The 19,726-nt window shown below is 69.4% G+C and carries 21 protein-coding genes; 10 read left to right on the forward strand and 11 right to left on the reverse strand.

The annotated features are described in order from the left end of the window. The first annotated feature begins 31 nt into the window (after positions 1 to 31). The 3 genes from BJY22_RS13600 (at position 32) to BJY22_RS13610 (ending at position 2,763) form a co-directional block, all read left to right on the forward strand. Positions 32 to 568 (forward strand): DUF4118 domain-containing protein, encoded by a 537-nt coding sequence (locus BJY22_RS13600; RefSeq protein ID WP_167206761.1) that lies wholly within the window; start codon positions 32 to 34, stop codon positions 566 to 568. A gap of 153 nt (positions 569 to 721) precedes the next feature. Beyond that, the gene (locus BJY22_RS13605) at positions 722 to 1,549 is read left to right on the forward strand and encodes a Bax inhibitor-1/YccA family protein (RefSeq protein WP_167206763.1); all 828 of its coding nucleotides are present in this window, start codon (positions 722 to 724) and stop codon (positions 1,547 to 1,549) included. Between the two features lie 110 nt (positions 1,550 to 1,659). Then, complete coding sequence (locus BJY22_RS13610) at positions 1,660 to 2,763, forward strand: VOC family protein (RefSeq protein ID WP_167206765.1); 1,104 nt, start codon at positions 1,660 to 1,662, stop codon at positions 2,761 to 2,763. 54 nt (positions 2,764 to 2,817) lie between these two features. Here the strand turns inward: BJY22_RS13610 and BJY22_RS13615 are convergent, their stop codons facing one another. Both BJY22_RS13615 and BJY22_RS13620 read right to left on the reverse strand, forming a co-directional pair. Next, a complete protein-coding gene (locus BJY22_RS13615; protein WP_167206767.1) occupies positions 2,818 to 3,048 on the reverse strand; it encodes a DUF4287 domain-containing protein in 231 nt (76 codons plus the stop codon). A 115-nt stretch (positions 3,049 to 3,163) separates the two neighbouring features. Next, positions 3,164 to 4,192: an SGNH/GDSL hydrolase family protein gene (locus tag BJY22_RS13620; protein ID WP_167206769.1), complete on the reverse strand. Its 1,029-nt coding sequence runs from the start codon at positions 4,190 to 4,192 to the stop codon at positions 3,164 to 3,166. Between the two features lie 77 nt (positions 4,193 to 4,269). On the opposite strand from BJY22_RS13620, the gene BJY22_RS13625 reads away from it, so the two are divergent. After that, positions 4,270 to 5,643 (forward strand): cystathionine beta-synthase, encoded by a 1,374-nt coding sequence (locus tag BJY22_RS13625; RefSeq protein ID WP_167206771.1) that lies wholly within the window; start codon positions 4,270 to 4,272, stop codon positions 5,641 to 5,643. Positions 5,644 to 5,859: 216 nt separating this feature from the next. Here BJY22_RS13625 and BJY22_RS13630 read toward each other — a convergent pair whose 3' ends face one another. The 3 genes from BJY22_RS13630 to BJY22_RS13640 are packed head-to-tail and all read right to left on the reverse strand — an operon-like array spanning position 5,860 to position 9,190. Continuing rightward, entirely contained in the window at positions 5,860 to 7,311 is a 1,452-nt protein-coding gene (locus BJY22_RS13630; protein ID WP_167206772.1) for a flavin-containing monooxygenase, read from the reverse strand. Positions 7,312 to 7,353: 42 nt separating this feature from the next. Next, positions 7,354 to 8,580 carry a lactate racemase domain-containing protein gene (locus BJY22_RS13635; RefSeq protein ID WP_167206774.1) on the reverse strand — a complete coding sequence of 409 codons (1,227 nt, stop codon included), beginning with the start codon at positions 8,578 to 8,580 and terminating at the stop codon, positions 7,354 to 7,356. 13 nt (positions 8,581 to 8,593) lie between these two features. Next, positions 8,594 to 9,190, reverse strand: a complete 597-nt coding sequence (locus BJY22_RS13640) for a TetR/AcrR family transcriptional regulator (protein WP_167206776.1) — start codon at positions 9,188 to 9,190, stop codon at positions 8,594 to 8,596. Between the two features lie 76 nt (positions 9,191 to 9,266). On the opposite strand from BJY22_RS13640, the gene BJY22_RS13645 reads away from it, so the two are divergent. Together BJY22_RS13645 and BJY22_RS13650 are read left to right on the forward strand one after the other, a co-directional pair. Beyond that, positions 9,267 to 9,989 carry an SDR family oxidoreductase gene (locus tag BJY22_RS13645; RefSeq protein ID WP_167206778.1) on the forward strand — a complete coding sequence of 241 codons (723 nt, stop codon included), beginning with the start codon at positions 9,267 to 9,269 and terminating at the stop codon, positions 9,987 to 9,989. 128 nt (positions 9,990 to 10,117) lie between these two features. Next, positions 10,118 to 11,497 carry an FAD-binding oxidoreductase gene (locus BJY22_RS13650; protein ID WP_167206780.1) on the forward strand — a complete coding sequence of 460 codons (1,380 nt, stop codon included), beginning with the start codon at positions 10,118 to 10,120 and terminating at the stop codon, positions 11,495 to 11,497. On the opposite strand, the gene BJY22_RS13655 is transcribed toward BJY22_RS13650, so the two are convergent. Further along, positions 11,463 to 12,212 carry a hypothetical protein gene (locus BJY22_RS13655; protein WP_167206782.1) on the reverse strand — a complete coding sequence of 250 codons (750 nt, stop codon included), beginning with the start codon at positions 12,210 to 12,212 and terminating at the stop codon, positions 11,463 to 11,465. The genes BJY22_RS13650 and BJY22_RS13655 overlap by 35 nt on opposite strands. Before the next feature lie 19 nt (positions 12,213 to 12,231). On the opposite strand from BJY22_RS13655, the gene BJY22_RS13660 reads away from it, so the two are divergent. Together BJY22_RS13660 and BJY22_RS13665 are read left to right on the forward strand one after the other, a co-directional pair. After that, the gene (locus BJY22_RS13660; RefSeq protein ID WP_337758630.1) at positions 12,232 to 12,711 is read left to right on the forward strand and encodes an NUDIX domain-containing protein; all 480 of its coding nucleotides are present in this window, start codon (positions 12,232 to 12,234) and stop codon (positions 12,709 to 12,711) included. Between the two features lie 91 nt (positions 12,712 to 12,802). After that, positions 12,803 to 13,996 carry an MFS transporter gene (locus BJY22_RS13665; RefSeq protein ID WP_337758631.1) on the forward strand — a complete coding sequence of 398 codons (1,194 nt, stop codon included), beginning with the start codon at positions 12,803 to 12,805 and terminating at the stop codon, positions 13,994 to 13,996. Between the two features lie 4 nt (positions 13,997 to 14,000). Here the strand turns inward: BJY22_RS13665 and BJY22_RS13670 are convergent, their stop codons facing one another. Further along, positions 14,001 to 14,576, reverse strand: coding sequence for a hypothetical protein (locus BJY22_RS13670; RefSeq protein ID WP_167206786.1), 576 nt, complete (start codon positions 14,574 to 14,576; stop codon positions 14,001 to 14,003). Positions 14,577 to 14,722: 146 nt separating this feature from the next. Between BJY22_RS13670 and BJY22_RS13675 the strand changes: the two genes are divergently transcribed. Then, on the forward strand, positions 14,723 to 15,568 hold the full coding sequence (locus BJY22_RS13675; RefSeq protein WP_167206788.1) for an AAC(3) family N-acetyltransferase: 846 nt from the start codon (positions 14,723 to 14,725) through the stop codon (positions 15,566 to 15,568). Between the two features lie 39 nt (positions 15,569 to 15,607). Here BJY22_RS13675 and BJY22_RS13680 read toward each other — a convergent pair whose 3' ends face one another. The 4 genes from BJY22_RS13680 to BJY22_RS13695 form a co-directional block, all read right to left on the reverse strand. Further along, positions 15,608 to 16,636, reverse strand: a complete 1,029-nt coding sequence (locus tag BJY22_RS13680; RefSeq protein ID WP_167206790.1) for a zinc-binding dehydrogenase — start codon at positions 16,634 to 16,636, stop codon at positions 15,608 to 15,610. A 10-nt stretch (positions 16,637 to 16,646) separates the two neighbouring features. Next, on the reverse strand, positions 16,647 to 17,153 hold the full coding sequence (locus tag BJY22_RS13685) for a GNAT family N-acetyltransferase (protein WP_167206792.1): 507 nt from the start codon (positions 17,151 to 17,153) through the stop codon (positions 16,647 to 16,649). An 83-nt stretch (positions 17,154 to 17,236) separates the two neighbouring features. After that, on the reverse strand, positions 17,237 to 18,049 hold the full coding sequence (locus BJY22_RS13690; RefSeq protein ID WP_167206793.1) for an alpha/beta fold hydrolase: 813 nt from the start codon (positions 18,047 to 18,049) through the stop codon (positions 17,237 to 17,239). 68 nt (positions 18,050 to 18,117) lie between these two features. After that, on the reverse strand, positions 18,118 to 18,942 hold the full coding sequence (locus tag BJY22_RS13695; RefSeq protein WP_167206795.1) for an alpha/beta fold hydrolase: 825 nt from the start codon (positions 18,940 to 18,942) through the stop codon (positions 18,118 to 18,120). Positions 18,943 to 19,138: 196 nt separating this feature from the next. Here BJY22_RS13695 and BJY22_RS13700 point away from each other — a divergent pair, with 196 nt between their 5' ends. Continuing rightward, complete coding sequence (locus BJY22_RS13700; RefSeq protein WP_167206797.1) at positions 19,139 to 19,660, forward strand: DinB family protein; 522 nt, start codon at positions 19,139 to 19,141, stop codon at positions 19,658 to 19,660. The last annotated feature ends 66 nt before the right edge of the window (positions 19,661 to 19,726 follow it).

Raw genomic sequence — 19,726 nt, forward strand, 5'->3', positions numbered from 1 at the left:
TGGGCTGTTGACGCCGTTCCGGGAGCGGTTCGTGCCGTACGACAGCTTCACGATCAACAGCAGCAACGACGTGGAGCAGGCCGTGCTGCTGCTGGCGATCGGGATCGCGGTCACGGAGATCGCGATCTGGGGCAGGCGGCAACAGGCGAACGCCTCCCGGCGGCGCGGCTACCTGGACGGCGTGATCACCACCTCGCACGCGGTTGCGAACGGCGCCTCGGTCGACGACCTGATCGAGCAGGTGCGGGCGGAGCTGACCGCGGTGCTGGGAATCGACGGCGCCAAGTTCGTTGCCAACAGCAATCGGCCGCACGCGCCCCGGCTGAACCCCGACGGCTCCGTCACCCGCGGCTCCCACGTCCTGAAGGTGGAACGCGACGGCCTGCCCACCAACGCCGAGATCGAACTCACCGTCCAGCACGCCGGCGAACCTCGCGGCCACTTCCTCCTCACCTCCGCCACCCACATAGCCCGCCCCGACCTCGAACAACGCCTGGTAGCCATAGCCCTCGCCGACCAGGTAGGCGCCGCCCTCACCTCCCAGCAACCCGCCCAGGCGCACTGCTGACCGAAATTCATCGGAAACCGATTGATCTTTGCAACCAGGGGTTGTTTTCGGGCGGTTTCGGTTGGGGAACATCGGAGGGATTCTCAGATGTTGTTAAGGGTGGGACCGTAGTATCTCGATACGGCCCCGGATGTGGGTCAACAGGAGGAAGAGATGCAGAGCAGTAACCCGGTGCTGAACCGGTCGAGTGCGTTCGCGCCTGGCCAGGGCCAGGCCTATCCGGGGGCCGCTCCGTACGGTCAGCCGTCCCCCTACGGCTACGGCGGGCCGGGTCAGCCGCCGCAGCAGTACCAGGGTGCTCCGGCCTCGAGCCGCCCGATGACATTGGACGACGTGATCGTGAAGACCGCGATCACCCTGGGTGTGGTCGTGGTGGCCGCTGCCCTGGCATGGTGGACGATCCCGGACACGCTGGTCACCCCGGCGTTCCTGGCCGGTGCCCTGGTCGGGTTCGCGCTCGCCATGGTGCTGTCGTTCTCCCGCAAGATCAACCCGGCGCTGGTGATGCTGTACGCCGCGGCCGAGGGCGTGTTCCTCGGGATCGGCAGCAAGTTCATCGCCAACTGGGTCGGTGATTCCGGCATCATCGTGCAGGCCATCCTGGCCACGATGGTGACGGCCGGCCTGACGCTGGCGACGTACAAGTACTTCGCGATCAAGGTGACGCCGAAGTTCACCAAGATGGTCGTCATCGGCACGATGGGCTTCGCCGGCGTGCTGCTGATCAACCTCGTGCTGAGCCTGTTCGGTATCAGCACCGGCATCAGCGGCTTCGGCCCGATGGGCCTGCTGTTCGCCGCGCTCGGCGCCGGCCTGGCGGTGTTCAACCTGATCCTCGACTTCGACATGGTCGAGCAGGGCGTCCGTCACGGCGCCCCGCAGAACGAGGCCTGGCGCGCAGCCTTCGGCCTGACCGTCACCCTGGTCTGGCTGTACTGGAACATCCTGCGCATCCTCGCCATCCTCCGCGGCGGCGACTGACCAACCAGCGGTACAAGCAACGGAAGGGCCGGTCCAGGTGGGCCGGCCCTTTCGTTGTGTCCGGAGGTTCCGGACGGGGTTCGTCCGGTTCCGGCCTTACGGTGATCCCTATGACCGAAGCCTGGTACGACGCTTCCTCGCACGCCGCCGGTGCCGCGCTCGTGGAGCGGTTGGACGGGTTGGCGGGTGGGATGCCCGCTGTCGACCTGCGGCCGGGTGGTGTGCGGGTGCGGGCGGCTCACGAGCAGGTGGCCACGATCGCCGGAGCGGCAAGGGAGCTCGGGCTGGTGGCTAATCCCGCGGCCCTGCAGCGTCTCGGCGTGGTGATCGAGGCGGCTGACCGGCCGGCGGTACGGGCGTTCTGGCAGACCGTGCTGGGGTACGAGCGGGTCGGAGCGGATCGCCTCGAGGATCCGCTGCGGCGGGATCCGGCGTTTTCCGTACGGCGCCTCGACGAGCCGCGACCGCTCCGGAACAGGATCCATGTCGATGTGGTCCGGCCGGAGGATGCGGTGCTCCGCGCGCGGGAGGCGACCGGCCAGGAGCCGACCGGGCCGTTCGGCGTGATGCTGGCCGACAGTGAGGGCAACGAGGCCGACGTGGTCCCGGGGGATCCGCTGCCGGGGACGACCGACTGGCAGGCAGTGTTCAGCGCGATGACGTTCTACCCGACGTCCTCGCCGGCGCCGCTGGTGACCCGGGTCGCGGAGCTGGCCGACGATGCGGGCGTTCCGCTGATGATCGACGTACGCCCGGAAGGCGTCACAGTCGACAGTGGGAAGGACGCGTGGGAGGACGCCGAGGGTGGGGCCGACCCACGGTTCGTCGCGCTGGCCGGGCAGATCGAGGCGGCCGCGCACGAACTCGGACTCGCGGCCGATCCGGCGCCGCTGCGGTTCGTGCAGTTCGGGATCGACGCGCTGGACACCGACGCGGTGAACGCGTTCTGGATGGCGCTGCTCGGCTACGAGCGCGATCCGCGGCCGCAGGTGTCGGACATCTACGATCCGCGGCGGCTGACCCCGGTGCTGTTCTTCCAGCAGCTGGACGAGCCGCGGCCGCAGCGCAATCGCCTGCGCTTCGAGCTCGTCGTACCGGCGGAAATGATCAGGAAACGGATCGGCACGGCGTTGTCCGCCGGTGGGCGGATCGTGTCCGAAGAGCCTTACCTGGTTGCCGATCCGGAGGGCAACGAGGTGCTGATCAGAACGTGAAAGACCTGCCCCTCCACCTGAAAGGGCAGGCCTTCCGCTTGTCTCCTTTGCGGCTCAGCCCATTCGCCGGTGCGCTCTGACCAGGTCGTACTCGTGGACGATGGCGGTGGCGTGCCCGTGCGCGAGTTCGTACTCGCTGGAGAGCCATCTCACTCTGTCGTCGAAGCGCAGGAACGACGGTCCGTCGTTCATCAGCTTGAACCACTCGGTCATTGCGCGTCCGGTGCATCTGGGCACGGCCTCCACCAAACGCTGATGCGTCTCTTCGGAGTGGTTCAAGCCCATCTTCGCCTCCCGTTATCGGGGTACCGCGTAGTTATCGACTGTGCACCACACGGATGCCCGGAAGCAAGACTCCCGCCATGAAAGTCCCCGCTCAGCGGACGCACAACGCCAGCAACTATTGACCGACCGGCACGCTTTCCGTGTTTTCCGTGGGAGTTTCCTCGACCCGGTCGACCTCGGCCTTCGGGTGCCGGCGGCGGTGCCGCAGGGCGGCCCAGCGGCCCCGCGGGCCACGTTCCCGGCCGCCGACCTCGGTCGCCGCGACCTCGGTGCCCGCCCGCCGGGCCGCCTGGGCGGCGGCCTCCGCGATCGGCAGGATCGCCTCGCCGCGGAACGGCTCCGGATGCACGAACGACTCCGGCCCGACGCCCACCGCGGCCGCCACCGACGGCAGCAGCGCGGCCGACGCGGCGGCGTACCCGGTCGCCGACGGGTGGAAGTTGTCGCGCCCCCACATCGACGGGTTCGTGCGGAACACCTCACCGAGCAGCGAGCCCAGTGACACGGAGCGGCCGCCTGCTTCGACGACTGCGATGGTCTGAGCGGCGGCCAGCCGGTGGCTCCAGGACCGGGCGACCCACCGCAGCGGCGGCACGATCGGCCGGACCACCCCGAGGTCGGGGCAGGTACCCACCACCACCTCACAGTTCGCGGCACGCAACCGGCGGACGGCGGCGGAGAGCAGTCTGACCGACGTCGACGGCGGCATCTTGGCCTTCACGTCGTTCACACCGATCAGGATCACCGCGACGTGCGGGCCGGCCAGCAGCGCGGTGTCCACCTGCGCGGCGAGGTCGGTCGACTTCGCGCCGGTCTTGGACACGTCGACGAGCCGCACCGGCCGTTCCGCCAGGTCGGCCAGGCCGGAGGCGAGCAGCACCCCGGGAGTCTCGTCCGGCGACTCGGTGCCGTACCCGGCGGCACTGGAGTCGCCGAGCATGGCGAACGTGATCGGATGTCCTGGATACCGGCCGTACAGACCGTTGCCCGGAGTGGGGTAGTACCTCGTCGGTCCGATCACGCGCTTCGCGTACTCGGCCTCAGCGGTCAGTACGCCGTACAACGTGGCACCGATGAGCCCGAGTCCCCCGCCCCCGAAGGCTGCGGCCTGGGCCAGCTTCTTGGCTGCCCTGGCTCTACTCATGGGTACAAGGATTACACGCCGTTACGGGGGCGCAAGGGAAAATAGGGCAATGCCGTCCGTATCACTACAGTAAAGATGTGCGCTACGCAGACTCTCTCCTGGACCTCGTCGGCAACACCCCGCTGGTGAGGCTGTCCAAGACCACCGACGGGGCCCGGCCCCTCGTCCTCGCCAAGGTCGAGTACTTCAACCCGGGCGGCTCGGTGAAGGACCGGATCGCGGTCCGGATGATCGAGGCCGCCGAGGCCTCCGGTGAGCTCAAGCCCGGCGGCACGATCGTCGAGCCGACCTCCGGCAACACCGGTGTCGGCCTCGCGATGGTGGCCCAGCAGAAGGGCTACAAGTGCGTCTTCGTCTGCCCGGACAAGGTCAGTGAGGACAAGCGCAACGTGCTGAAGGCGTACGGCGCCGACGTCGTGGTCTGCCCGACCGCGGTGGCCCCGGAGCACCCGGACTCGTACTACAACGTCTCCGACCGCCTGGTCCAGGAGATCCCGGGCGCCTGGAAGCCGAACCAGTACGCGAACCAGAACAACCCGCGTTCGCACTACGAGACCACCGGTCCCGAGCTGTGGGAGCAGACCGAGGGCAGGATCACGCACTTCGTCGCCGGTGTCGGCACCGGCGGCACGATCAGCGGCACCGGCAAGTACCTCAAGGAGGTCTCGAACGGGAAGGTCCAGATCATCGGCGCCGACCCGGAGGGCTCGGTGTACTCCGGCGGCACCGGCCGGCCGTACCTGGTCGAGGGCGTCGGCGAGGACTTCTGGCCGGAGACGTACGACCGGGACATCTGCGACCGCGTCATCGAGGTCTCGGACGCGGACTCGTTCGCGCTCACCCGGCGGCTGGCCCGCGAGGAGGCCATGCTGGTCGGCGGCTCGGCCGGGATGGCGGCCGCGGCCGCGATCCGGCTCGCGCACGAGGTCGACGATCCGGACGCGGTCATCGTCGTACTGCTGCCGGACGGCGGCCGCGGCTACCTGACCAAGGTGTTCAACGACGACTGGCTCGCGCAGTACGGCTTCCTGGCGAACAGCCGGCAGGGCACCACGCTCGGCGACGTGCTGGCCGGCAAGGACGGCAGCCTGCCGCCGCTGGTGCACACCCACCCGCACGAGACGATCGCCGAGGCGATCGCGATCCTGCGGGAGTACGGCGTCTCGCAGATGCCGGTCGTCCGCGCGGAGCCGCCGGTGATGGCGGCCGAGGTCGCCGGCGCGGTGTCGGAGCGGACGCTGATGGACGCGTTGTACTCCGGCAAGGCGCGGCTGGCCGATATCGTCGAGCAGCACATGGACCCGGCGCTGCCGTCCCTGGGCGCCGGTGAACCGGTCGCCAAGGCGGTTGAACTGCTCGAGGGTGGGGACGCCCTGATGGTGCTGGACGACGGCAAGCCGGTGGGCGTGCTGACCCGGCAGGACCTGCTGGTCCATCTGTCCGTCGACTGAAATCAGCGGTCTACGACTGACGGGATGATGGCGATCAGTGCGGTGATCACGATGCCGATCACCACGACTGCCGCGCCTGCGATCTGAAGAATGTCCATGCCTCAAGAGTCCTTCAGCGGGGCTCGCGAGACATCGGCCTGCGGATCGGTCTTTCGTTCATCCCAAGGTCGTACGCCGGGACGCCCGGGCTCCTCCTTGAGGAGTCCGGGTCATCACCTAATGGACCAGGGCGAAGTCGGCGGGATCGAGACGGCGGGTACGTCGCCAGTACGCGAATGTCCACTCCGGCCAGATCGTGGAGTTCCGCCCGGAACTGTCGAGATACCAGCTGGTGCAGCCTGAATTCCAGACAGTGTCACCCAGCTCGCCCTGTACCTCGCCGACGAATTGTTCCTGCGCCTCCTCGCGGACCTCGACGTACGTCGCGTTGCGCCGTCGCAGGAGGTGCAGGGCCTGCATCACGTACCGGACCTGGGCCTCGATCATGAAGACCATCGACGAATGGCCGAGGAGCGTGTTCGGGCCGACCAGCAGGAACAGGTTCGGATACCCGGCGACCGTGATGCCGAGGTGGGCGCCGATGCCGTTGCGCTTCCAGTGGTCGGCGAGGTCGACGCCGTCCTTGCCGAGGATCGGCATCCGGGTCAGATTCGCGGAGACGTCGAACCCGGTGCCGAGCACGATCGTGTCGCAGGCCCGTTCGGTGCCGTCGGCGGTGACCACGCCGGTCGGGGTGACCCGCGTGATCGGGGTGGTGACGACGCTGACGTTCGGCCGGGCGAGCGCGGGGTAGTAGTCGTTCGAGATCAGGATCCGCTTGCAGCCGATCTGGTACCGCGGCGTGAGCTTTGCCCGCAGCTCGGGATCGGTGACCTGCTTGTGGAGGTGCCGTTTCGCCTGGATTTCCAGGCCTTTCATCAGCTTCGGATTCCCGGCGAAGCCGGCGCCGCGGCCTTCGAGTCCCCAGTAGATGGCGTTGCGGATCGTCCGTTGTCCGGCCGGGAAGCGTTCGTGCAGCCGGCGTTCCAGGCCGCCGATCGCGCGGTCCGGTTTCGGGGTGATCCACGGTGGCGTGCGCTGGTACACGTCGAGTTGCGCCACCTGCGGCGCGATCTGCGGTACGAACTGGATCGCCGACGCGCCGGTCCCGATCACGGCGACGTTCCGGCCGCGCAGGTCCGCCGAGTGGTCCCATTGCGCGGAGTGGAACGCCGTACCGTCGAAGGAGTCGAGGCCGGGGATGTCCGGGAGCTTCGGCTGGTGCAGGCTGCCGACGCCGGCGACGAGGGCCTGGGTCTCGATCGTCTCGTCGCCGTTGACCGTGACGGTCCAGCGCCCGGTCGTCTCGTCGAAGACGGCTTCGGTGACCTCGGCGCCGTACCGGATCTTGTCCGCGATCCCGTACTTGCCGGCGCAGTGCCGCAGGTAGTCGAGGATCTCGTCCCACGGCGCGAACATCCGCGTCCAGCGCGGGTTCTGCTCGAACGAGAACGAGTAGAGGTACGACGGGATGTCGCAGGCGCAGCCGGGATACGTGTTGTCCCGCCAGGTGCCGCCGAGGTCATCGGCCTTCTCCAGGATGACGAAGTCCTCGCACCCGGCCTGCCGCAACTTGATCCCCATGCACAACCCGGCGAACCCGGACCCGATGACGACGACGTCTGCCATAGCGGGTCAGGTTACCGGCGAGTCACGTGCGGGTGGAAGGGCCTACGCCTTGAGGCGGTACAGGGTCTCGCCGGCGTTCGGTACGACGAAGGTGTCCGGATCGGCCTCGTACGCCGCGAGGTCCACAGTTGCCGGGTCGAGGTAGTCGAGGTTGGCCCGGCGTACGACGTCCTCGGGGATGCCGGTTGCCAGCGTGACGTTGACGCGGAGGTGCTCGCCGCTGGCCGGGTCCCAGGTGCCGGCGCCGCGCAGGTGCGTGCTGTGCGCGAGGACGCCCCAGTGCAGGTCGCGGAACTTGTCCCACTGGCCGATGAAGTAGTCGCGGCAGTGGTACCCGATCTCCTCGATCTCCGGGTGCATCGCGGCCAGCTCGGTGACATGCGGCGCGTAGAGGATCACCTCGCCGCCGTCCGCGACGATCGGCTCGACCTTGTAGAACCCCTTCGCCGCGGTCCAGATGTCGGCGTACTTCGGCGGCATCACCGAGAGCACGCGCCGGACCGGGTGCTCCAGGTAGCGGACGTGGGTCTGCGCGGAGATCTCGGCGGCCGCGCGCCACGACGACACCGTGTCGCCGAACGCGACCGCGTGCAGCGCCTCGGTGCCGGACTGGGCGACCACCGACAGCGCGAGCTTCTCGGCGGGGATGAGCGCGGCGGCCTCGTCGATCAGCGCGCGGACCGGTGTGACGCCCGGCGTACCGATGATGTTCGCGCTGGTGATCAGGGCGCCGAGCCAGTGCGAGAAGTCGATGACCTCCTGTCCGGCGACCCCCGGGAAGAAGTACTTGTTGCCGCCCGAGAACCCGACCACCTCGTGCGGGAACACCGGCCCGACGACCAGGGCCACGTCGTGTTCGACGACGGCCCGGTTGAGCTTGACCGGGACCTCGTCGCGGAGCATCTCGTCCGAGATCTCGCCGACGCGGTCGGAACCGATCGTGCCCAGGTCGGCGAACGACTCAGGCTTCCACCACTCGTGGTTGATCACGTTCGGGTAGTCGCCGCCGAGATGCTCGCGGAGCTGCTCCGGCGTCATCTCCGCATGGGTGCCGAGGGCAACCAAGATCGTCACCTGGCTGTCCTTCAGGGCTTGTGTGACAGCCTTCAGCAACAACGGCAGCGGGCAACTGCGGGTGGCGTCCGGGACGATCACACAGACGCTGCGGCCGGCCAGCCCCGCCCCGGCCAGGGCGTCACCGACGAACGCCGTCACCTCGTCCTCGGTCAGGACCTGCCCCACACCACCGATCACCGCCGCACCAGTCATCCCTAGACCTTATCTACCTCCAGACGCTGAGGGCAGTGGTCGCGACTGCCATGAGATCCGCCCGGCTCGCCCCGTCGCGCGCCTGCTGGGACATGCCCTGGATCGTCGTCGCGAAGAACGTCGCGAGCGCCGCCGCGTCCGTGTCGTCCGGGAGGAGTCCCGCGTCCACGTCCGCCTGGATGCGGTCCCGCAGTACGTCGCGGTTGGCCCGGCGGATCGTGCGGAGGCGGTCGGCAACCTCCGCCGAGGCGGGGATCGTGTTCTGGGCCGCGCTGATGATCAGACAGCCGCGGGCGTGCTCGGGGTCGGTGTACTCCGTGGCCGCCTCGCGGAGGATCCGCCCGATCGCCGCCCGGGCTGTCGGTTCCTCGGCGAGTGCCCGGGCGGTGAAGGCGCCGTGGGTGTCCTGGTAGCGCCGCACGACCTCGTCGAAGAGCTTCCGCTTGTCGCCGAACGCGGCGTACAGACTCGGCGCGCCGATGCCGAGCGACGTCGTCAGGTCCGTCACCGACGTCGCGTCGTACCCGTGCTCCCAGAAGGTCAGCAGCGCCTGCTCGAGCGCGGCTTCACGGTCGAACGAGCGGGGTCGCCCGCGGCGGGTCTCGGCCATGCGGACATTCTATAGCGATCGCTAGAGAATGTGTTACGGTCCTTTCTGTAGTGATCGTTAGAGAAAGGATCGTGAGATGCGGACAGCGTTGGTGACCGGGGGCAGTCGCGGGATCGGGAGGGCGATCGCGCTGCGGCTTGCGCGGGACGGCGTACGGGTCGGGGTGCACTACGGGCGCGACGACGCGGCCGCCGAACGGACGCTGGCGCAGATCGAGGCGGCCGGCGGGCAGGGGTTCCTGGTGAAGGCGGCGCTCGAGGAACCGGTGGACGCGGTCTGGAGGGAGTTCGACCGGTACGCCGACGGGCTGGACATCCTGGTCAACAACGCGGGCATCGGCCGGCACATGCCGCTCGCCGAGGTGACGCCGGAATGGTTCGACCGGCTGTTCGCGGTGAACGCGAAGGCGCCGTTCTTCCTGGTCCAGCAGGCGATTTCGCGGCTGCGCGACGGTGGCCGGATCGTCAACATCGGGTCCGGCGTGACCCGGATCGCGTTCCCGGAGGACACGGCGTACTCGATGACCAAGGGCGCGTTGAACACCCTGACGCTCGCGCTGGCGAAGGAGCTCGGGCCGCGGGGGATCACCGTGAACACCGTTGCCCCGGGCATCGTCGAGACCGAGATGAACGGCTGGCTGGCCGATCCCGCCGCGGCGCGGGCTGCTGCGGCGTACTCGGTGTTCGACCGCGTCGGGCAGCCGGACGAGGTTGCCGACGTGGTCGCCTTCGTCGCTTCCGGTGACGCACGGTGGATCACCGGTCAGACGCTGGACGCGACCGGCGGCTCCCAGCTGTGACCGGCCGGAAACCCTTGGTGGGCAGGAGATGACGTGATGCCGCGGTAAGAGGCCGGCCGTTGACCCCAGGCGGGTCGCGGTGGACGATCAGTGGATCGCCTGGGGGAGTGAGCAGGGGGAGTTCCACCATGTCCGAGACGATCGCGCACGCACGGCCCCAGGGGTTCGGGGGCGTGCTGCTGCAGGGCGGCGACCTGGCGTACGACGAGGCCAGGGCCGTGTTCAACGGGATGATCGACAAGCGCCCGGTGATGATCGCGCAGTGCGAGTCGGCCGCCGACGTCCAGGCCGCGCTGCGGTACGGCGTCGGCCGGGAACTGGAGATCGCGGTCCGCGGCGGCGGTCACGGGGTGGCCGGGACCGGGGTCACCGACGGCGGCCTGGTCGTCGACCTGCGCCGGATGAACAGCGTCCAGATCGATCCGGAGGCGCGGATCGCGCGGGTCGGCGGCGGCGCGACCTGGGGCGACGTCGACCGCGCCTGTCAGCCGTATCTGCTGGCCACAACGGGCGGCCGGGTCTCCACGACGGGGGTCGCGGGCCTGACGCTTGGCGGTGGGTCCGGATGGCTGGAGCGGAAGTTCGGGCTCGCCAGCGACGCGCTCGTCTCGGTGGAGCTGGTCACCGCGGACGGCCGGCTGCTGATCGCGGACGAGACGAAGAACACCGAGCTGTTCTGGGCGCTGCACGGCGGGGGTGGGAACTTCGGGGTCGCGACCTCGCTGACGTTCCGGCTCGAGCAGTTGCCTGCGACAACATTGGCGCTGCTGCTGTGGCCTGCCTCGGCGGGGCCTGAGGTACTGCGCGCCTACCGGGACCTGATCGAGTCAGGGGCGCCCGAGGAGCTCGGCGGCGGCGTGATCTACATGACCGGACCGCCGGAGGAGTTCGTGCCCGCGCACCTGCAGGGGCAACTGCTCGTGGGCGCGGCGGCGGTGTACGCCGGTGGTGAGGCGGAGTTGCGGGACGTGTTCGCGCCGCTGTTCGCGCTGGCCCCCGAGGGCGAGCTGGTCGCCGAGATGCCGTACGCCGACATCCAGTCGGCCCTCGACGATCCGCCCGGGTTCCGGAACTACTGGTCCGCGGAGCACCTGGCGTCACTCCCGGATCCCGCGGTGGAGGCTTTCACCGGCCGGGCGGCGGACATGATCTCGCCGTCACCGTCGCAACAGGCGATCGTGCCCTGGGGCGGCGCCGTGCAGCGGGAGGCGGACACCTGGCCGCAGCCGCATCGCCAGGCGGCGTGGGTGGTGCACCCGTTCGGGCTGTGGTCCGATCCGGCCGATGACCTGCGCGGGATCAAGTGGGCACGGGACGTGTGCTCGGACGTGGCCGAGTGGGCGACCGGGTACGTGTACCTGAACTTCATCGGCAACGAGGGGCAGAACCGGGTGATCGCGGGCTTCGGTGAGGAGAACTACCGGCGGCTGGCCCGGGTGAAGTGCCAGTACGACCCCGAGAACGTCTTCCACCTCAACCAGAACATCGAACCCGGTTGGCCTTGCTGACGCGTGACCACTGCAGCGCGACGACCGCGGCGTAGGTGAGCGCGCTGAGCAGGACCACCCAGAGCTCGAAGTACGGGAGGTAACTCCAGCCGGCGGTCGCGGCGACGACCACGGTGAGCGACGCGAGCCCGGCGACCGTGCCGCGCCGGCGAGAGTCGCGCGCCGTGCTCGGGAGCGGGCCCATGTGCCGGTCGAGCAGGGTGCCGAACGCGCTCAGCCCGACGAGGACGACCACGACGAACACCAGGCCGCCGGGCACGCCGGCCACGAACACGAGCGCGCTGAGGAACCACAGCACGACGAACGCGACACCCATGTCCAGTGCCCCGAAGATCAGGTGCGACCGCCGCCGGTGCCGGAGGTCGACGCCGTCGGCCGTCCTGCTCGGGCCGGCGTCCCCGAGGAGTCGCCGGACGGTCAGGATCAGGCCGGTCACGATCATGACCAGCAGCAGTACGCCGAGGACGGAGAGAACGACGGAGCGGGCCGTCGACATGTACGGGCGGACCTGGTCGGCGTACACACAGCTCGCAGACGGCGGGAACCAACTGGTGCGGATGCCCCTGATGTCTCCGGCGCCGACGAACTTGCGTGCACAGCTTGTGTCCGGCTCGAACCAGCTCGGCATCGACAAGCCGACGACCGTTGCCCACACCAGGCCGCCGACCAGCCCGAACCCCAGCAGTGATCCCGCCCGACGCCTCGCCCAGTCCACGCGCCTTACCCTCTCATCCGTGGATTCCTACCTTGCCCAGCTCCGCCGCGACGTCGGCTCCCGCCTGCTGCTGATGCCCGGCGCCCAGGTCCTGGCGGTGGACGCGGACGATCGCATTCTCTTCCAGAGGAGCCGCGACTCCGGCCTGTGGGAGCTTCCGGCCGGCGGTGCGGAACCGGGCGACAGTTTCCGTCGTACGGCGGCCCGCGAGTTCTCCGAGGAGACCGGGCTGGTCGTCGCGGAGGAGGACCTGGTGCCGTTCGCCAGCCTGTCGCAGGCCGACGTCCACACGCTGACGTATCCGAACGGCGACGTCGTGCAGTGCTTCGCGCTCTGCTTCGAGACCCGGCGCTGGAGCGGCACGTTGCGTCCGGGCGCTGACGAAGTACTGGAGGCCGGGTTCTTCGCGGCTCCGCCTGGTCCGCTGCATCCGCCGACCGAGGTGGTGCTGCGGCTGTACGACGTGTACCGGGAGACCGGGGTGTTCCAGGCGCATTGACCTCGTCACGCGGGGCCGGTAACGTGCCCCACCCCTAGCGACGAATTTCTGCAGGCGGGTGGGGTTCCCATCCGGTTCTGTGGAGGTTTTCGTGACGAGGGATTTTCGGTGGTTGCTGGTCGGGCAGACGACCAGTCAGTTCGGCGCTCAGGTCAGTGGCGTGGCGATTCCGCTGCTGGCGGTGCTGTCGCTGGGAGCCACGCCGTTCCAGCTGGGGCTGGTGTCGGCGGCCGGCACGATCGGGTTCGCGCTGATCGGGTTGCCGGCCGGTGCGTGGGTGGATCGATGGCGCCGGCGGCCTGTTCTGGTGGCGAGCGATCTGGCGCGGGCTGTGCTGCTCGCGTCGATACCGGTCGCGGCGGTGCTCGGCGTACTGACGATCACGCAGCTGATCGTCGTGTCGTTGCTGACCGGTCTCGCGCGGGTGTTCTTCGACGTCGGGTACCAGACGTACCTGCCGGCCGTGGTGGGTCCGGATCGGCTGCTGGCCGGGAACTCCGCGCTGGAGACGATCCGGGCGTCCGGGCAGGTCGCCGGTCCTGGTCTCGGCGGCTGGCTGGTGACGGTGCTCGGCGCGGCGAACGTCGTGCTGATCCAGGCCGTGACGTTCGCGGTGTCCGCGGCGTCGTTGCTGGCGATCAAGGCCCGGGAGGACGTCGTACGGCGGATTGATCGGGGCCTGTGGAGTGAGATCCGCGAGGGGCTGGTGTACGTCGCGCGGCATCGCGCGATCCGGGCGATCGCGGTCACGAGCGCGGTGAACAACTTCGCCTTCGCGATCGCGTCGGCGGTCAGTGTGCTGTTCCTGGTCAGGACGTTGCGGCTGACGCCGGCGCTGATCGGCGTCGTGCTCGCGGTGGGTTCGGTGGCCGCGATGGCGGGGGCGGCGCTGACCCCGCGGCTGGCACGGCGGTTCGGTGCCGAGCGCATCATCTGGCTGTCGCTTGCGGTGACCGGCCCGCTCGGGCTGCTCGGGCCGCTCGCGCAGCCGGGGTGGCTCGTGGTGCTGATGGTGATCGGTACGGCGGTCGGCGAGTTCGGCCAGATCGTCTACGCGATCAGCAACGTGACCCTGCGGCAACGCGTCGTACCGGACCACCTGCTCGGCCGGGTGAACGCGACGATGCGCTTCCTCCTGATGGGCCTGTTTCCCCTCGGCGCCCTGCTCGGCGGCACCCTGGGCACGGTCCTCGGTCTGCGCCTCACTCTCTTCGTGTCCGGGGCCCTGATCCTCGTTTCCTGGTTACCGGTGTACTTCGTCAGGTCCGCCCTGGACCGGGCTTGACGGTCTATTCCTTGCTGTCGGCAAGTAGTGCGTAGGTGAGGAGTGGGGCGAGGGAGAACCGGCGTGGGGCCTGCAGGGCCGTGATCGTGTCCAGGAGGGCGGTGCGCTCGTCGGGCCGGAAGTAGCCGAGACGGTTGATGTAGGTGTCGGCGCAGTCGGCCAGGCGGGCGTGCACGTCGTTCTCCGGTGTGTGGACCAGGTTCTTGCGCTGGGCCGCGACGGCGGCGACGAGGCCGACGCGTGACGGTGCGCCGATGCCCGGCCAGCGCGGATCGTTGAGGAACGCGACGTCGGCCTTCCGTGTCCTGCGCTGCCCGTTGGCCTTCTCGGTACTGCGGCGCGCGGCGAACGCCTCGATCTCGGCCAGCCAGACGACGCGACTCGTCTCGAGGACCACGACCGTCCGGACCGCCCCGTCGCCGTCGAACTGCTGCATGCCGGCTTCCGCGGTGACATAGGCCCAGGTCGCGACGAAACCGAGCGGGCAGTAGTACTCGACCGCGGTCCGCAGGGCGCGGTACCGGTGGCCGAGCGGTTGACGGCCGTCGAGCACCGTCCGAACCTGTTTGCCGTAGCCCATCCCCGAAGATGCTAGGGCATCGTCGGCCTGAGCTCCTCGCGGAGGAAGTCGGTGACGGAGCGGGGCCGGATCCTTCCGGCGCCCAGGGGCGGCCCCGGGCGAAAACCGCGGGCGGGTCGTGGTGGTCCGATGGGATAGTGGCCGGCATGCGGGAACCAGTGACGGCGCGCGACCTCGTCGACGGGCTGCGGCAGTTGGGGCTCGACCGATCCTCGAGTGTGGTCGTGCACTCGTCGCTCAGTTCCTTCGGGTACGTCGACGGTGGCGCGGAGGCGGTGTGCGCGGCGCTGACCGAGGTCTGCGGGACCGTGCTGATGCCGGCCGGGTCGTGGATGCTCACCGGGCTGCCGGCCCCGCCCGGGCTGGTCCGGCCGGACAACGCTTTCTGGAACGCGGAAAACTGGCCGGAATTCGAGGAAAAGGTGTCGCAGGCAACCAGTTTCCGCGCCGATCTGCCGATCGACAGTTGGCTCGGAACGATTCCGGAAACGTTCCGCCAAACCTGCGCGCCGTTGCGGACCGAGCATCCGCTGTTTTCCTACCAGGCAGCCGGTCCGGCCGCGGAACGTATCCTGGCGGCGCAGCGCCCGGACTGGCCGCTCGGGCCGCTCGAGGCGCTCGAGGCGCTCGACGGCGACGTCCTGCTGCTCGGCGTCACGCACACCTCGAACACCACGATCCACCTCGCCGAGCAACACCTCGGCCGCTCTCGCTTCTACCGTTACGCCAAAGCTGCCAACGGTCTGTGGACCGAGTTCCCCAACATCCCCGGCGAGAGCCACCACTTCGACTCCCTCGAGCCGGTACTGCGGCCGATCACCAAGGAAGTCCGCATCGGGCAGGCCCGGGTACGCCGAATCCCCAAGCAGGCGGTGCTGTCCGCGACCCGTGACCTGGTCGAGGCCGACCCGGCCGCGCTCCTCTGCACCGACGACCCGACCTGCCGCTGCGCAGCCGCCCTGCAACAACGCTTGGCTGCCCTGTCCAACTGACGGCCGACGCGTTGCCGCCCCGGCGAGCGGCTGGCTTGCTCAGGCTGGGGCGATGTCGAGCAGGACCTTGCCGACGATGCTCTGCTCGACGGCGGCGTGAGCCTCCGCGGCCTGTTCCAGGGGGTAGTGGTGGAGCGGCAGTCCCGCCTCGGGCCCGATACGGATCGCGCCGGCCTCGACCGCGGCGGAGACGTCGGCCAGGCCACGCGGCCGCCAGGAATCGGGCGCTGTGTACAGCAGCACGAATTGCCACCGCGCGTTCGGCACCATCAACGCCCGGACCGGGAGCTCCATCGTGGCCCCACCGTCGGTCGCATAGACCGCCACCGCGCCGTCCGGAGCGATCACCGCCGCGTCGATGCCCGCGTTCGCGGCGGGAGACACCTCGACGATGGTGTTGACGCCGTGGGGAGCGATAGCCCGCACCTCCGCCGCGACATCCTGCTGCTTGTAGTCGATGACATGGTCGGCGCCGGCCAGCGCCGCGAGATTGCCCTTCTCCGGGCTGCTCACTGTGGTGATCACCGTGGCGTCCGACCATCGGGCCAGCTGGATCGCGGCGTTGCCGACCGCCCCGGCGCCGCCGGCTACCAGTACGGTCCGGCCGGCGAGCCTGCCCGGCCCCAGGCGGTCCGGCCCGTTCTCGGTCACGGTCAGGCAGCGGTGGGCGGTCAGGAACGGTACGCCGAGAGCAGCACCGAGGTCGTACGACGCGTTGTCGGGCAGCGGCGCCACGTGCCGGACCGGGACCACGGCGTACTCCTGCGCGGTCCCGCCCGAGGGTCGTTGGTACGCGGCCTCCCACAGCCAGACGCGGCGGCCGGTGAGGGCCGTGTCGACGCCCTGTCCGACGGCGTCGACGACACCGGAACCGTCCTGGTTGGGCACCTGCGCCGGGTGCACCGGCGTACCGGGCTCGCTGCCGCGTCGCGACTTCCAGTCGGTCGGATTGACGCCGGACCGGTGGACACGCACGCGGACTTCTCCGGGGCCCGGTTCGGGCATCGGCCTGTCCACGAGGGTCAGGACGTCGGGCTCACCGGTCACGGAGTACTCGACAGCGCGCACCCCACCGACGCTACCGCAGCTGCTTGGTGAACATCAGGGTCGCGGAGTCGTCGTTCCGGATCGTCTCCATCGGCGCGACCTGGCGGCCGTCGTAGATCAGGCCGCGCCCGTCGGGGAGGTAGCCGCGGCGAACGTACATCCGCTGTGCCTGCCCGTAGTCCGGGTACAGGCCGACGCCGATGCCGACGACCGGGGAACGTTCCGCGACCTTCGCCTCGGCCGCGTCCATCAACGCCGAGCCGATGCCGCGCCGCCGGAGTTTCGGCAGCACGTTGAAGTCCTGGATCTCCGGGATGCCGTCGAAGGGCTCGTACGGCGACTGCCAGCGCACCGTGACGTAGCCGGCGTACTCGCCGTCGACCGTGGCGACCAGGACGTCCCGCGTCCCGGCCTCCTGCTCGGCCAGGTACTTCCGGTACTGACTCTCCGGCTTCGGCCACCCGAGCTCGTCGAAGGCGGCCGCGATCACCGGCGGATCGTCGTCCCGCAACGGCCGGATCTCCAGCCCGTCAACCATGAGACCTCCCAGAGCGTCCCCGGGAGCCTAGTCCCGGCCGGTGGTGCAGGTCGCCCGAATTACGGGCGACCTGCGGCCGGGCGTCAGCGCGTGGCGCGGATCGCCTGCTCGATGACGGCCGTGATCGGGCCGGGCTCGGTCAGCAGGCCGAGGTGACCGGTCGGGATCCGGGTGATGGTGGAGTTGGCGCGGGTGGCCATGAAGTTCTGCGCGGTGGGGGTGATGATCAGGTCGCGGGTGCCGAGGACGTACCAGGACGGGATCGTGGCCCAGGCGGGTACGCCGGACGGCGTGAAGCCGGCGCTGAGGGTGAGCGGCCGTTGGGCGGGGTACAGCTTCTCGGCCTGGGTCCGCGACATGCCCGAGGCGAACGAGTTCACGAACGTGTCGTGCTTGAGGTAGAGGTCGACGTCGCCGGCCGGCGCCCCGGGGTACGGAACGAAGTCGAAGACGTTTTCCGGTGGTACTGCGAGGGCGGAGTCCGCACCGGCGAGCGGGAAGATGACCTCGCCTTCCGCGGGGGCGAACGCGTCGACGTACACGAGCGCCTTGACGTTGGGGTTCCCGGTCGCCGCATTGGTGATCACGGCGCCGCCGTACGAGTGCCCGACCAGGACGATCGGTCCGGAAAGCGTGGACAGGAAATCGCGGATCGTGGCGGCGTCGGTGGTGAGGTTGCGCAGCGGGTTCGGTGGTACGCGGACCTGGTAGCCGTCGTCGATCAGGCGGTTGGTGACCCGCGCCCAGCTGGAGCCGTCGGCCCACGCGCCGTGGACCAGCACGACGGTCGGCCTCGAGCCGCCGCGGTACGTCGCCGCGGCCGGGGTCACGGCCGCGAGCAGGACGGCGAGTACGACGCCGAGTGCGGCCAGAAAACGTGTTCTGCGGTGATGCATCGGTGCTGCCTTTCGTCAGGCGGCTGTCGCCGGGAGGGCGCGTTTCCGTGACGAAGCCTTCGGTTTTCCTAGGACTGGAAGAACTCGAGGAGGTCGGCGTTGACCACGTCGGCGTGCGTCGTGGGCAGGCCGTGCGGGAGGTCCTTGTACGTCTTCAGGACCCCGTTCTTGAGCAGCGCGGCCGACTTCGGGCCGGAATCGGCGTACGGGACGATCTGGTCGTCCTCGCTGTGCACCACGAGGACCGGGATGCTGATTTTGCGTAGGTCCTCGGTGAAGTCGGTCTGGGAGAACGCGACGATGCCGTCGTAGTGCGCCTTCGCGCCGCCCATCATGCCCTGGCGCCACCAGTTCGCGATGACGGCCTCACTGGGCACGGCGCCCGGTCGGTTGAAGCCGTAGAACGGTCCTTCCGGGAGCGCGCGGTAGAAGGCCGACCGGTTGGCTGCGAGTTGTGCCTGGAGGTCGTCGAAGACCGCCTTCGGCAGTCCCTCCGGGTTCGCGTCGGTCTGCACCATCAGCGGCGGGACCGCGCAGAGCAGCGCGGCCTTGGCGGCCCGGTCCTCACCGTGCCGGGCCAGGTAGTGCGTGACCTCACCGCCGCCGGTCGAGTGACCGACGTGGATGCAGTCGCGCAGGTCGAGGTGGTCGACGACGGCTTTCAGGTCGTCGGCGTAGTGGTCCATGTCGTGACCGTCACCGGTCTGCGTCGACCGCCCGTGCCCGCGGCGGTCGTGCGCCACGACGCGGTACCCCTTCGACAGGAAGAACAGCAGCTGGTTGTCCCAGTCGTCGGCCGACAACGGCCATCCGTGACTGAAGACGATCGGCTGCCCCGTCCCCCAGTCCTTGTAGAAGATCTCCGTACCGTCGCTGGTCGTGATCGTTCCCACAACAACCCCCTTGGGTGTGCAACGGGCCGGCCGAGTAGCCGCCCGTACGCCAAGCTAGTTCTCGCGCGCCCGGAGGAGGAGAGCCGAACGACCCGACCACGAACGGACCACGCGCCGCACTCCCGGAACCACGGCCCGGACCACGGATTCGCATAGAGGTCAGAAACTGACCGCTATGGCTTCTAGAGTTCTTGGCATGACGACAAACGAGCAGGGCGTGGCCGGCGAGCGGGCCGACATTCTCGACTTCCTCGGCAAGCACCGGTACTTCCTGCGGCACACCGCGCAGGGACTGACCGACGAGCAGGCGAGCACCCGCAGCACCGTCAGCGAACTGACGGTCGGCGGGCTGATCAAGCACGTCAGTGGGACCGAGAAGCACTGGGCCGAGTTCGCGCAGGGCAAGGGGGAGACCACGCCGACGGAGTACACCCCGGAGGTGATCGCCGCCTGGCAGGACCAGTTCCGCCTCACCGAGGGCGAGACGCTGACCGGCGTTCTCGCGGAGTACGAGAAGGTCGCCGCCGCGACCGACGAACTCGTCCGCACACTCGACCTGGACACCAGCTACGAGCTCCCGGCCGCCCCCTGGCAGCCGCCGGGCGTCTTCTGGAGCGTCCGCCGCGTCTTCCTGCACATCGCCGCCGAGACCGCCCAGCACGCCGGCCACGCCGACATCATCCGGGAAGCGATCGACGGCCAGAAGACCATGGGCTGAATCAAACGACTGAGCGCCAGGACTCCTCCGGGGTCCTGGCGTTTTTTCTTTTCCCGAACGGCGAAC

Origin of the sequence: Kribbella shirazensis, from assembly GCF_011761605.1 — a bacterium.
Lineage (GTDB): Bacteria > Actinomycetota > Actinomycetes > Propionibacteriales > Kribbellaceae > Kribbella > Kribbella shirazensis.

Coding starts and splice junctions, on each gene's coding strand:
- BJY22_RS13605 (WP_167206763.1), top strand. CDS start 722: ATGCAGAGCAGTAACCCGGTGCTGAACCGGTCGAGTGCGTTCGCGCCT.
- BJY22_RS13635 (WP_167206774.1), bottom strand. CDS start 8,580: ATGACTGGTGCGGCGGTGATCGGTGGTGTGGGGCAGGTCCTGACCGAG.
- BJY22_RS13650 (WP_167206780.1), top strand. CDS start 10,118: ATGTCCGAGACGATCGCGCACGCACGGCCCCAGGGGTTCGGGGGCGTG.
- BJY22_RS13630 (WP_167206772.1), bottom strand. CDS start 7,311: ATGGCAGACGTCGTCGTCATCGGGTCCGGGTTCGCCGGGTTGTGCATG.
- BJY22_RS13690 (WP_167206793.1), bottom strand. CDS start 18,049: ATGCATCACCGCAGAACACGTTTTCTGGCCGCACTCGGCGTCGTACTC.
- BJY22_RS13675 (WP_167206788.1), top strand. CDS start 14,723: ATGCGGGAACCAGTGACGGCGCGCGACCTCGTCGACGGGCTGCGGCAG.
- BJY22_RS13620 (WP_167206769.1), bottom strand. CDS start 4,192: ATGAGTAGAGCCAGGGCAGCCAAGAAGCTGGCCCAGGCCGCAGCCTTC.
- BJY22_RS13645 (WP_167206778.1), top strand. CDS start 9,267: ATGCGGACAGCGTTGGTGACCGGGGGCAGTCGCGGGATCGGGAGGGCG.
- BJY22_RS13615 (WP_167206767.1), bottom strand. CDS start 3,048: ATGGGCTTGAACCACTCCGAAGAGACGCATCAGCGTTTGGTGGAGGCC.
- BJY22_RS13640 (WP_167206776.1), bottom strand. CDS start 9,190: ATGGCCGAGACCCGCCGCGGGCGACCCCGCTCGTTCGACCGTGAAGCC.
- BJY22_RS13700 (WP_167206797.1), top strand. CDS start 19,139: ATGACGACAAACGAGCAGGGCGTGGCCGGCGAGCGGGCCGACATTCTC.
- BJY22_RS13670 (WP_167206786.1), bottom strand. CDS start 14,576: ATGGGCTACGGCAAACAGGTTCGGACGGTGCTCGACGGCCGTCAACCG.
- BJY22_RS13610 (WP_167206765.1), top strand. CDS start 1,660: ATGACCGAAGCCTGGTACGACGCTTCCTCGCACGCCGCCGGTGCCGCG.
- BJY22_RS13685 (WP_167206792.1), bottom strand. CDS start 17,153: ATGGTTGACGGGCTGGAGATCCGGCCGTTGCGGGACGACGATCCGCCG.